Below are 12262 nucleotides of genomic sequence, written 5' to 3'. Positions count from 1 at the left end.
TTAGGATTAGTTTTGCGTGTCAAAAGGATATTTTTCTTGTTGCTATCGAAATCGGGATTCTTACATCTTTCCATGATCTATAAATTCAAATGATACATTATATTTGTACATCAAATATTTAAACCATGTTTGGGAAAAACCAAAACGATATTGTCCGAATAGTCAAAGCAAATAGTGAATCTGTTTCTTCGGAAATCAAAGCAAATGTTGATTCGAAAAACAATACGATACTTATATATTCAGAACACCTTCCGGCTGGTTGGTACATTGAAGACGGTGACAGCCTAGTAAGGGATTTACCCGGTGACAGAATAGAAAATTTTACTGTTTTGGACAGCGGGTACAAACCTCGTGGAAGAATCGCACCGGAGCGGTATGAATGCCAAGTCAGCAAAGGTAATGCCGTTAAAAAAGAGCAGTATTCCTCGGTCACTTACCATCTTAGCGGAAATAATACACGGATCTATCACGATTCCATTGATAATTCCAATAATGTTGTTTCAGGTGGAATTGAGGGGATATTATTTTCCTCGTTGGTCAAAGTGATCGAGGAGCAGTTGTCGGGTAACCGGACATTAATAAATCTGGTGAGAGAAATGGAAAGTAACCAAGGTAAAAAAGACTTCACAAGTGCCTATCAAAATTTTATAGCAGCAGCAGCAAACCATATGACGGTGTTTGCTCCTTTTTTACCGGCACTTTCCCAAATTCTAAAATAATTCGAGCACATGGTTTGGTCAAATTAAAAAGTTCTTAATATCATATTGTTGAGTATTTATTAACATGGAAATCAACACTAAACAATGACTTTCAACAACGTTGGGAACAGTATTTTTCGTAAATCAGCAATTGCAGTTGTCTTTATTCAATAATCTAAAAGGATTGATATTGCAGTATAACTATATTTTATGCTCTTAAATAATTTCGATCGACCTATTGTTCAGGTTACCATCTTAATACTCTCAACATAGATAAGCATTTTTTGAGTTGATATACGACAAAAACCCCTGATCCAATAAAGGATCAGGGGTATAGGTGGGCTGGTTCAGATTAACCCGTTTCTAAAGGATTGATAGAACGTTTCAAATGGCGCTTTTGGTTTATGCGTTCGGATACCCGAACGCATACCGGATATTTTTTCAAAGCGGCTCAATGAAAAGATATTGACCGGAATACGGTACCTCTTTTTGTTGTAATAAAACTCTCCGTTGTCATCGGCCAGACGAAACCTTGCATTTTTACCGAGTTGCCAAGTTGCCACTTTGCAATCAGCTACACGACCACTTATTCCCGCATCTAATACGGTATGTATTTTAGCGTTCGGGAATAGGATTTTAAGCCAAGTAAACTGTTCTTTAGTTGGTAGTAAACCCAAAGAAGCAAATGCACTCAAACAGGGCGGATTAACCCAATTGGGGTGATAATGGCAAAAGCACAACAGATCGCTTGCGGAATGACCGATAAAAAGATGGGTGACGGATACAGGCAAGCCGTCCGTCACCAACCACATACCTTTACAGACAGGAATACGGACACCATTTTCATGCCAATGTTCTTGGGCTAATACCTGATTTTCCAATGTATAAGGAAACTGAATGTTGCCCTCGACTATATTGATATGTGGTGCAAAGAAGTTCCGTACTTCGGACTTTAATCGAAGAAATACCATTACCTTGCAACGCCACGTCCGTAGCTTCTGCTTTCCTGTTTATCACTGAGATTTAGCATGAGGTCTTGAACGGTTTTCTCATTGCCTCTGTCTTCCTGTTTTTTATCGGCCATCATTATATCCGCCAATGCGCGGTTATATCCCTCACTATATCCCTCGCTCTGCGGTTCAAACCTACCTTTTAGGTTATTGATACCTCGGAAAACCAAGTAAGATATACCGCCGTCCAAAAGCACCGATAGGATGAGCCGTTTTCGGTCTGAACGGATACCCTTGTTGTCAGTCGCCGAATGCTGGATTTTGGTTCCATCTGTGAGTTCTACCACTTCACCGTTGCGGAAAGCCTCCTGTTGCTTCTCCGAAAGTTCTTCGCCGTTTACTCGGATTGGGGCCTGTACTTCTTCGGGTTCATACGCTATAAACTCCCTCGTCAAGTCGTCATATTCAATGATGACTTTCTTCTTTTTATTACCGTCAATGTCCTGTTCCTTGCTGACTACGTGCTGTTCTCCTGCGATCAGGGCTTTTTCCTCGTCATCGCTCAATAAGGGATGCCATTGTGGTTCTCGGTAAATGGGATGTATGTTGAGTTGGATGTCGCCGAGCTCATTCCGGCTAAGGGATAACTTGGCATCGAGTTGACGGATGGCAAGCCCGTCGATGTTCAGACCTGCCATGCTCAACATATCGGTTCTTCTCCCTGCAAGCAGGGCATCGATATTCTCCGGACTGATGCTGAACCCTCCGTCTTTGTAAAGCCCCAATTTTTCAAGTTCATTTAGGGGCATTTCATTTTCGTTGATTGGATATTTCATGATGTAATTGTTTGTTAAGTTTTAGATTTTATCTTCTGATACCATAGGCGGCAACAGCTTCCTTTTCGGCATGTACCGGGCGGTGCAGGTCTTCACTTACCTTAACAGCATCGGGATGCTGTTTGGCATGGAGCAGTGAACCGTATAACCGATCAGTTTTCGACAGGGGGAAAATATTTCCTGTAGTTAGGTCTTCCACACGCATACGGCCACGTTTCAGATGACCTTGCACTTTGTAGACGGTATTGTTATAGGCAATTTCATCACCTATGGACAGGCTGCTTTCTTTTGTCCTTTGTGATTTTGCGTCGGCCTGTACCTCGGTCTGAACATTAGCGGTAGCTTTGATCTCCCTTTTTTGCTCAAATGCCAAAAGGTAATTAAGGATTTTTTCGGCATCGGCAGCGGCGGCATGTATTTCAAAAGGTGTGTCACGCAATATCTGTATCCAACTTTCCACGTAGGCAACGTGCTGGCCTGGATCATGGCCTATGTTGAGTTCCTGACCGATAAGCATCGAAGCGATTTCGGCGCGGAGTTCCTCGCGGGCATAACCCTCTGTGCCAAAACTGTCAACCATACTTCTGTCCAGACGGTCTTTGTGTCCCGTCCAATGGCCGAGCTCATGGAGCAGCGTGGCATAATACTTATCCGATGCGTCGAATTGTTCCCGCATGGGCATGGTGATACTATCGAGTGCCGGACTGTAATAGGCCCGATCTCCTGATTTGTGGGTTATGTCTGCTCCCGAAGCCTGAATGATATTCTCTGCCCGTTGGATAGCGTCCCATTGGAATTGCTTTACGTCGGGTTTTACCAAAGGTTCGATACCGTCGATCTGCAGCGCATTGAATACCCATGCGCTGGTAATTATGGCTCTGTTCAGACCTACTTTGGCTTTTACGGGTTTACCCTTTTCATCCAAGATTGGCTTGCCCTGTTCGTCTCTTTTGGTAACAAGCTCATGGGTCTTGACAAATTGGATCAGGGATGCTTTTTCTCCCTTTCGCACTTTCCAACCTTTTGCGGAAGCCTGATTGAACGTCATCCAACGCGGGTCTTCTCGGTCTGACGATAACAGCGACAGGCTGTTAATCCCTTTGTAACGGTTACCCGTAATCGCATTATAGGGCAGTTCAAAAGCTGGAGTATTGCTGTTCCACGGCTTCTGCCACGGTGCCGTACCTTGTTCAAGTTTCTTGATGATGTTCGCTGCAACTATTTCATGCAGGGATTTTGAATTTTTGCTACTCATCTTCGTCCACCTCCGGGGATTCGTCGTCCGGCCATTCATCGGCGTATTCCACGCCATAAATGGCTGCTTCCGCTGGTGTTAGTCCAATGTCCTCACCACTGGCCAGAACACTTAGTTTTTGTTGCAGTGATCTTAAATGATAGTCCATATTATTCGATGTTTAAGGGTTGATCTGATTTTTCTTTTATCCTGCGCAGGAATTTCAAAGGGTCAAGGAATTTACCGTTGAATTTCACCGAAAAATGCAGGTGTTCTCCTGTCGCTCTGCCTGTGCTTCCGGTGATGGCTATAGGCTGTCCCGCTATAACCGTGTCACGCGGTGAAACGAGTATATGGGAAAGATGCCCGTAAATGGTTTCTATTTCGCCATGTGCTATGCGTATGTACTTGCCGAGCAACTTATGTTTTCCTGTTTCTTTAACCCGGCCGTCAAGTACATTGAAAACGGGATCGGAACGGGCGGCAAAGTCAACACCGTTATGGTGTGAAGCCTTACCGCTGATCGGGTGGATACGGTATCCGAATGGCGATGTAACCTTTAACTTGTCCAACGGTGGGCTATAGTCGATAACCTGTCCACAAAGCATAAAGGGAACAAGCATCAACCAACCCCAAAAAAGGCTTGGTACGGCAATTCTGTTCCGTAGGTATGCGGAACGTTCGGATTTCTTCATGATGTTTTGGATTTTGGTTTAACGGCTTATATTCCGTTAAAAAAGTCGGGTGACTATTTTCTTTTGTTGTACTCCGTTATTTCACTTGGTGTGGGGAATTGTATGTTGTCCTGAACGGGAATAAACTGTTCGATAATTTCTTCAACCTCCCTGTTGATACGGAAAAAATTGTCCAATAGGATTTCTTCTTTTCGATCACCAAAGTCGTAATAGGTCGGCAGTTCCCGATAATTTGCTTCTTCTTTTTTGATGGCTTCCATGTCCAGATTGACACGGCAGTTAACCGCCGTGGTCTCGTATTTGCCCGTGTAGGTTTCCATTGTATCACGGGCAACGATGCCGACAATTTCACCCGCTTTTAATGATGCTATCTTTCCGGCGGGTATCAGCGGTTCAAGTTTTTCATTCAGGGATAGCGAGGTTTTCGTACGGTCGATGCTTAGGCTTTCTCCCGTCTGCTTGACCTTGCCAAACAGACGTTCCAGCCATTCTAACGTTTCTTTGCTCCTGACCGCACCGGACAGTACATTACCCATGATGGACGTGATCGTTTCGGCCGTTTCCTTACCGTATTGTTGGCGTAACATAGGCAACTCCTGAAGCCCCAAGACCACCCCAGAAAAATTGGATCTGCTCTGTGCCACCAATAAGTCAACACGGTGAATATAGAGGCTTGTGGCCTCATCCACCACTAAACCGATGGGTAAATTGCCTTTCGTATTGATAAGTTTGGTTACCCGATTAAGTACCACCGACAGACAAGCGGAGTTGATGCTCTGGGTTCGCGGGTCATTGGCAAGCACCAGAACACCGGGGTGTTTGGGGTTGCTGACCTGTAGTTCAAAATCATCCGCACCGAAAACCCAGAACGTTTCTTTGGTGGCCATTCTGCTGATAAAGATTTTTAGCGTTCCAACTTGCCCCTCCAACTGATCGTACGATTTCGCCTTGTAGGCAGACATGAACGGCGACAAAAGGGAAGCAAGCTCCCCGTTACTGAACAGCACCGTAAAAATCTGTTCATAAGACAGATTAAGAAACGCAAGTATATGGGGCAGACTGGAATAGCGTCCATCTTGATAGCTACTGAAAAAGTAAATACAGGCGGCAAGGAAGTTGATCGCAGACTGTGTAAAGAATTGGTCGCTACCACCGCTTTTGTCTCCCTTTTTCAATGCTTCAACGAGCGCTTCGGCCGTTTCCGAAGCATCTGCAAGGGTATTAAGATACTCCCGTTTCAAAGGGTTTACCCGTCTGCTCTTTTCGGGTTCATTGAGGTTGATAACATGGAAGCGGTAATTCTTGCACCGACCGTTCTGCTTGGCAAGCAGGTAATGATAATAGGCAATTTTGCCGAGATCGGGGTATTTCAGATCGTATAGGCACATGGTAAACGAATTGGCCAGCATTTGGCGGATGATCGGCATGATGATCCCAAACGATTTTCCACTGCCCGGAACCCCGCAAAGAAGCAGGCCCCTAAAAATATTTTCAATTAAGATATACCCTCTACGGACTTTTCCTTTGTAATAGAACAAGGTCGGAATATTGATTGCATACGGGCTTACGACGGGCTGGGTCGGCTGCATAAAGGATTCTTCTTCGACGTTCCAGCGATCCTTTCCCAGATTGGATCTTATGATCTTGGATACATTGTCCATTGCCATGTGTACCAAAATCGCTCCCGCAAAAGCACTCGTGACATAGGCGAGGTCATACCAATTGACCGATTGCCATATCGGGGTTGCTTCACGCCCCTGCAACCATAGTCCCGAAAAAAGGATAAGCATCCCCAATGCCAAAGGATATACGATCTGGGTCTTGGGATTGAGGTCTTTTTTCTTTCGGCTCAGTGTTCCGACGGAGACCAGACAGATCAGCACGAGTGTAAAGAGTTTGCTGTTTATCAGTTCGGCATAGAACGGCACCCTCGAAAGTTTCTCCGCAAACAGGAACAACCCGTTATTGGTTGTTCCTGTGAAGAGGAAGCTATCTACATAGAAAAAAAGAAATACTTCGAGGACAACGGATAGGTATATGCCAAATTGCAGGGAACGGTAAAGCCCCTGTTGCTCTTTGGTTTCCTCCATAATAATTTGATTTTTAATGGTTGGATACAGCCGACCTACAAGGTGTCGGCTTTCAGAATATCGCCGTACTTTATTTTTAGGTTGACCGTACGTCCTGAAATCTGTTTTTCGGTGAGCGTTACCCGAAGAACCTTACTGCCGGGAAAGGTTGCCTTTTTTAGTACGAACACATTGCGGTGTTTCTTCTTAAATTCCGTCAGTGGTTGGTATTGCCACAAGGGTTTAATCTCGACGGTCTGCACGTTGGTTGCTTTGGTGATTTTCTTGTCCTCAATGAAAAACCGGAGTTCATCCACATTGTAAGAAAGGTTTGAGGTATTGGTAAATGATACGTCAAGAAAGATATAATCGCCCAATGTGCTGATACCGTTAAGTACAATGCCTACACCGTATTCCTTTGTGCTTCGTACAGGATCGTGAACACTTTTTGTAAGCAGGCCGAGCGCAAGGTTTTTCATATTGCTACGGCTTAATCCGATTTCCGAAAGTTCCAAAGGCCGGGTGTGTTCCGGTTTGATTTCCAGCATGGCCGGAATGCTCTCGTCATTAATCCATAATGGGGCCGTAAGACGGTATTGCGCCACGAAATTATCGCCCATAATGGTAACTGTTCCAAGTTCATAATCGAGGTGTTCTGTCTGCGTGGTATCCTCATTCAATTTGATCCGCAATACGTTTTCAAGGGGCAGGTCGCCCGTTACATGGTGCGAAGCGATGTCAACGTATTGGATGGGTTCGGGTGAAAGGATATGCACCGTATGGCCACGGTGCAGGCTTAGTTCGGGAAGTGTTCCTAATCGGGTATCCGTAGCCTGTTGACTGTGGGCGGAATATCCGATACAACATAAAAGGAAAAGGATAAGAAAATGATGTCTCTTTTTCATGGTGAATTCTTAAAATGGTTTTACTGTTTGTAGTTCTGTTGGTTTTGGCGGAGTGCCTGGGGATCGATGAGGTACACCATCGTATTGAATTTCAGTTTGGCCCTGTTCTTCCGAATATGCTTTGATACGGCGGTCGTTGTGGATTGGAACATCCGCTGAATGGCACTCATGACCAACTGGCTGTTGTTTTCGGCCTGTTGTTGCAGGGTAATTCCCTGCGTGGTGTTACCGCCAAGCTCGCGGCTAAACTCCCTGAATGCCGAAGCGGGCACGTACAGTCCGGGGGAACCGTCATTATCGTAGATTTCGAGCCTCACGGGCAATATGTTGTTTTCGTGCATAATGGACGTGATGGTAAGCAGCACCCGTTGTCCTGAAAAACCGGAAATCCTTGCAAATACGTGCGTACCTTTCTTAACGACATGCTGGCCGACCAATAGGTCATCCATAAGCCGTATCCGTAGACGGGAATCGGCATAACCCGTTATGTTTTCGTCAATGATGGCCTGTATGAAAGTATTGTCGCTTTCGGGGCGGATGGTGTTGAATACTCCCTGACCTGTACCGTATTTGGAAACGGTAAGACGGGGCTGGTTTTCGAGTTCTTTTTTCGCTTCCTCCATGCGTTCACGTTCCCTGCGGGCAGCCTGTTCGTCGGGGTCATTCGCTCTTGCCATACTGTCCGCATAGGCCATCTGTTTGCGGAAAAGTTCCATCGGATCGGTCTTGTCCGGTTCAGCTTTGGTCGGTTCGGGTTTTCGCTGTAATGAGGAAAGGGCCTGTTGCAATGCCCGGTCTTGGTCGTCATTTTCCGAATCTCCGTTAGTGGAAACAGGTCGCTGATTTTTTAGCGCCCGCTCGATGGAATCAAGCCTGCGCTTTTCTTCCTCGTTGTAGAGTTCATCGAACCGGAATTGCTCGGCTCTTTCCTCCTGTAACTGACCTATGGCCGTATAGCCATCACCACGGCGGTACTGCTCACGGTAGGCGGCAAGTTTGTCGGACAGCGCACGGTTCTTGACGTCTTCCGATACTTCGGCAATCTGCCCCTGCAAGGGATCGCCCTCTTGCTGGGGTGCTTCTTCCTTTGCAAAACCTGTTTGGTAGACGTAAAAAAACAGGCATAGAAAAGGCAGCACTATGAGGGGTAACACATAGCGCGGTTGTCTGAAATTGATTTTCATGTTTGTTGGATTGTATTAGGGTGAATTTGGGTGTTTGTTTGCTTCGGCCAGTCGTTTTTCGAGTATTTGCATCCTGTCGATGGCACTTTCCATCAGCAGGCTGTCGGCACTGTCCAAACTGTCCTTTTGCATAAGCGTGTCAAGGACGGTACGGATTTCAAGCAGTTCCTTTAAAGCTGAAACGGTGGTGACAATACCGCCCATACCGTCCATTAGGGGCTGTTGCACGGACAGTTGTAAGGGTTCTTTCTTCGGCATTTCCTTTGGGAGAAAAAGAAAGCATCCAACGGAAACGAGGATACTTAGGACCATTGCCGAAAATACAGCACGTGGCCGGGCTTCAAGAAACCGTTTGGTACGTATGATGCTCCCATCGATGTACTTGCCAAACTCCTTATAAAAAGCTGTCCACAACGTGGTGTCAGGTGGTCGGTTAGAAGTTATTTTTTTGAACATAGCTGATGTCTTTGTTTTCGAGTGTTTTCCATCGGGTTATCAGTACACCGTGACCATTGTTCTCCGTTCGCATTTCAAGATCCCGTAAATAGCCCTCTGTTACCAGCGAGCGTATTACGGTAGAGCTGCGCCGATCTATGGTCTGTTTGCCATAAAACTTAAAGTATTTCTTTACCGGATCGACGTGGATAGAGTCCGTTTGAATGGTGAGCACGGAGCTGGACGATAGCACGGAGTTAAAAAAGCCTTTTTCCCGCAGGTTGTTGTACTGCAATGCACCGGATTCATCGATCAGGTACATAGCTTTTTTCATCTGGTATTCGATAAACTTTTCGTCGGGCGCGAGCGTAAAGAACAGTGAATGGAAAAGGTTGATATGTGTACGGTATTCCACGGGCCTGTTTACCTCTACGTCGGTTTGGCTTGCGGAGATGGGTACATTATTGGCATCAAGTATATACACGGATTTCCGTGCATTGCCCACCTGTTTGTAGGCAAAAAAAGATACCGCCACCACCATGAGCAGGGCGGCGATCAGGCTTGCCCCTGCAATAAAAGTGGCAAGCCTGATCTTGGCTTCGATATTTTTTATTATCATGAAATGAAGTGTTTAAAAGGGTTAAAACTTGGCGATGATCTTTCTTGCGGCACGGCCCATATTGGATGCTCCGCGTCCCATTGTGCTTGCGGCAGAGGTGATGCCGGATGTCGATACGATCCATGTGCTGATACTCGGCACGGTGAGCATGGTCAGTCCTCCGATCAGAAACGTCACGATGACGATGCCGAAACTCAAAAGTCCATTGCCCGCAAACCAGCCCATCTTCTCCAATGTGTCGCCCGTACTTTCAAGGAGCTGCTGATACCTTGTGATCTCGGCTTCCATTGCATACTGTTGGAATAAACTGGCTACGTGCATGACCAGATAGGCAATGCCCGAATAGAGATTAACGGCGATAAACCGGGCTATCCACGTACCAAAGGAATCCCTAAAGGCAGGCAGGATACTTACGGCAACACTAAACGGGCCTAAAATGATAAGGATGGTCGAATAGATGATCTGTATAATGAATATGATATAAACGCAGATGCGCAATACCCAGACGGCCAACGTTTCTAAGGTATAGGTCGCCAGTAGCTGTAATCCCACTTGCATACGGTTTTTAAGTTCAACGATTGGGTTCCATACCGAAGCAAAACCCTCTTTTACCGTTGAGGTGACCGCATCCCATGCCTGACCGTACCACGTATCGGCTTCTTTTTCGGCGATCTCTGTTTCGGCCTGTATGGTGGTCAGTTGGTCGGCAACGTCCACCATGAGTTTTGCACGTTGCAGGCGTAGGTTGTTAACCTCGATCTGTCCGCTGTCAAACAGGCTTTCCGTCTTGGCGGCCACGATGTCGGTGGGGTATGCCAGTACGCGGGTAAACGTACCCCACCAGATAATGACCATGACCAGCCCGAACGGGCGTAATAAAGGCATGATTTCCATTTTTTTGTCGCCCGCCATCATTTCGTATGATTTGATGGCAAAGAATATGAGCATAAAAATAGCGGCAAGGGCCTGTGCATCGGTGATGAACGTATCGAAGTGCGTCCATATCGTGTTTTTCATGCCTTTGAGAAAGTGCATAACACCCTCCTCATAGACACCGTTCCCCTGTAAAAAATTGAACGTGTCTTTAAATGAGTCCGGCACATTTACAGGATTTCCCTGCAATAAAAAACGGGGCATTAGCCCCGTTATGTTGATAAAGTCCATAAAGTAATCTGATTTTGGTTAATGGGTTCTTTTTAGGATGTCCTCCGCAATCTGGACGTCGGAACGATCCGTTGCAAACTCCGGCAGATCGGGGTTATCGCTTTGCAGGCGGTCACGGTTCTTGGCCAATGAAAGGAATTTGGCGGCATAGTTCTTTTTGGCTTCCCATGCGGACAGTAGTTTTCTATGCTCCCCAAGCAAACGGTGATAGGCCATGATACGGCTACCTCGGTCAAGCGTGGTTGTTCGGGCTGCTTCCAACCGTTCTTTAAGTTCTGCACGTTCTTCGCTGTACCATTCCAATAGACCTTTATTTCTCAAATACTCCCCGACGTCCGGTGAAAGTCCGGCGAGCGGATCGGCCTCTGTTCCGTCGATAAGGTTTCCAAATTCCTTGCGGTAATATAGGAGCCATAAGGGATCGGCATCTGTGACCACACCGGAATAATTGAGGGCTTCGGTCACCGCCACATTTCGGATCGTGTCGGCGTGTTTTTTATAGGCTTCGTCCGTCTGTTGCATGGCCAGTACCATACCCATCCGCAAGGTCTGCGGGCCTGTACCGCTCAACGGTCGGCGGTCGGTCTTGGGGTAGTTGGGATGCCACGCCCAGGTGAGCCAATATTGATAGTTGAGACCGAGAAAGCCACTTGTCGGCGTAAACTTCTTGCGATCCCATTGCTTATGAACCATGCGTTCCTGTTGGTTCACGATATGTTTATCGGTCTGTCGCTTCACGTTCTGGGCCATCGTTCCTGTGAAAAATAGGAACAGCAGTAGCCAAATGATATTTATCTTTTTCATCGGGATAATTGTTTTTAAATAGTGATGAAGCTATCAGATTTATTCATCCCATTAGGTGGTTTGAATAAATCATGATGGTTTCATGTTTAGTCCTTTAGTAGATAATAGTTCCGTATGATCTCGTCCGCTTTGCGTTTGTCCATGTTGATAAAGTTTCGGTATGGGTTCGCCATTTTCAATACGCCGTTGATCTTTGCATAATACATTGACCTCTCCATGCTGAACACCAATGCCCGGATTACTTTCAGTTCCAAAATAATCTTCCGCATGAGGTGGTCTCTTTTTTCGTAATCCATCAGTACGTTTTTTTCCTCTTGTAGAACAAACTCGGAGACTTCGGCGGCAAGGTTTATTGGAATTGCAACTTAAAAGTGGAGACTTTTTATGCTGCTAATTTCTGTTTTGATCGGTAGAACATTTCCATTTCATTTGGCGTTCTATATCCAATTGCAGAATGTATCCTTTTGGCGTGGTAAAATCCTTCAATGTACCTGAAGACCTCTAGCTTTGCAAGCTCCCTATTAGGAAATTTATGCTGGTATATGCATTCTGTTTTCAGTGTTTTGAAAAAGCTTTCAGCTACAGCGTTATCCCAGCAGTTACCTTTACGGCTCATGCTCTGTTTTATACCGTTTTTATTTAGCATAAGCTTAAACTCATCACATGCAT

At 45.8% G+C, this 12262-nt stretch carries 15 protein-coding genes; 1 reads left to right on the top strand and 14 read right to left on the bottom strand.

Annotation, left to right across the window (positions count from 1 at the left end; all coding sequences use genetic code 11):
• Window positions 1-125 precede the first annotated feature (125 nt).
• Window positions 126-719, top strand: coding sequence for a hypothetical protein (locus tag IQ31_RS24720; protein ID WP_145330823.1), 594 nt, complete (start codon window positions 126-128; stop codon window positions 717-719).
• 326 nt (window positions 720-1045) lie between these two features.
• On the opposite strand, the gene IQ31_RS24715 is transcribed toward IQ31_RS24720, so the two are convergent.
• The 14 genes from IQ31_RS24715 to IQ31_RS24655 form a co-directional block, all read right to left on the bottom strand.
• Window positions 1046-1669 carry a hypothetical protein gene (locus tag IQ31_RS24715; protein ID WP_145330821.1) on the bottom strand — a complete coding sequence of 208 codons (624 nt, stop codon included), beginning with the start codon at window positions 1667-1669 and terminating at the stop codon, window positions 1046-1048.
• The gene (locus IQ31_RS24710) at window positions 1669-2484 is read right to left on the bottom strand and encodes a DUF4099 domain-containing protein (RefSeq protein WP_145330819.1); all 816 of its coding nucleotides are present in this window, start codon (window positions 2482-2484) and stop codon (window positions 1669-1671) included. Before IQ31_RS24710 ends, IQ31_RS24715 begins: the two co-directional genes overlap by 1 nt.
• A gap of 28 nt (window positions 2485-2512) precedes the next feature.
• Entirely contained in the window at window positions 2513-3739 is a 1227-nt protein-coding gene (locus IQ31_RS24705) for an ArdC family protein (RefSeq protein WP_244294572.1), read from the bottom strand.
• Window positions 3732-3887 carry a hypothetical protein gene (locus IQ31_RS27545; RefSeq protein WP_157739352.1) on the bottom strand — a complete coding sequence of 52 codons (156 nt, stop codon included), beginning with the start codon at window positions 3885-3887 and terminating at the stop codon, window positions 3732-3734. Before IQ31_RS27545 ends, IQ31_RS24705 begins: the two co-directional genes overlap by 8 nt.
• Window position 3888: 1 nt before the next feature.
• Window positions 3889-4413 carry a M23 family metallopeptidase gene (locus IQ31_RS24700; protein WP_145330817.1) on the bottom strand — a complete coding sequence of 175 codons (525 nt, stop codon included), beginning with the start codon at window positions 4411-4413 and terminating at the stop codon, window positions 3889-3891.
• A gap of 53 nt (window positions 4414-4466) precedes the next feature.
• The gene (locus IQ31_RS24695; protein WP_145330815.1) at window positions 4467-6503 is read right to left on the bottom strand and encodes a TraM recognition domain-containing protein; all 2037 of its coding nucleotides are present in this window, start codon (window positions 6501-6503) and stop codon (window positions 4467-4469) included.
• Between the two features lie 35 nt (window positions 6504-6538).
• Complete coding sequence (gene traN / locus IQ31_RS24690) at window positions 6539-7387, bottom strand: conjugative transposon protein TraN (protein ID WP_145330813.1); 849 nt, start codon at window positions 7385-7387, stop codon at window positions 6539-6541.
• Window positions 7388-7407: 20 nt separating this feature from the next.
• Complete coding sequence (gene traM / locus IQ31_RS24685) at window positions 7408-8571, bottom strand: conjugative transposon protein TraM (RefSeq protein WP_145330811.1); 1164 nt, start codon at window positions 8569-8571, stop codon at window positions 7408-7410.
• Window positions 8572-8586: 15 nt separating this feature from the next.
• Window positions 8587-9027, bottom strand: a complete 441-nt coding sequence (locus IQ31_RS24680) for a hypothetical protein (RefSeq protein ID WP_145330809.1) — start codon at window positions 9025-9027, stop codon at window positions 8587-8589.
• Window positions 9005-9625: a conjugative transposon protein TraK gene (gene traK / locus IQ31_RS24675; RefSeq protein WP_145330807.1), complete on the bottom strand. Its 621-nt coding sequence runs from the start codon at window positions 9623-9625 to the stop codon at window positions 9005-9007. Before traK ends, IQ31_RS24680 begins: the two co-directional genes overlap by 23 nt.
• A 21-nt stretch (window positions 9626-9646) precedes the next feature.
• A complete protein-coding gene (locus IQ31_RS24670; RefSeq protein ID WP_244294571.1) occupies window positions 9647-10789 on the bottom strand; it encodes a TraJ family protein in 1143 nt (380 codons plus the stop codon).
• An 18-nt stretch (window positions 10790-10807) separates the two neighbouring features.
• Complete coding sequence (locus IQ31_RS24665) at window positions 10808-11593, bottom strand: hypothetical protein (protein ID WP_145330805.1); 786 nt, start codon at window positions 11591-11593, stop codon at window positions 10808-10810.
• Between the two features lie 86 nt (window positions 11594-11679).
• Window positions 11680-11889, bottom strand: a complete 210-nt coding sequence (locus IQ31_RS24660; protein WP_208734385.1) for a hypothetical protein — start codon at window positions 11887-11889, stop codon at window positions 11680-11682.
• An 86-nt stretch (window positions 11890-11975) separates the two neighbouring features.
• Window positions 11976-12262 (bottom strand): integrase core domain-containing protein (locus IQ31_RS24655; RefSeq protein ID WP_145330803.1); only part of this gene is annotated, 287 nt, incomplete at its 5' end.

Origin of the sequence: Sphingobacterium siyangense, from assembly GCF_007830445.1 — a bacterium.
GTDB classification, from domain to species: domain Bacteria; phylum Bacteroidota; class Bacteroidia; order Sphingobacteriales; family Sphingobacteriaceae; genus Sphingobacterium; species Sphingobacterium siyangense.
This window is presented reverse-complemented; position numbering and strand designations above follow the sequence as displayed.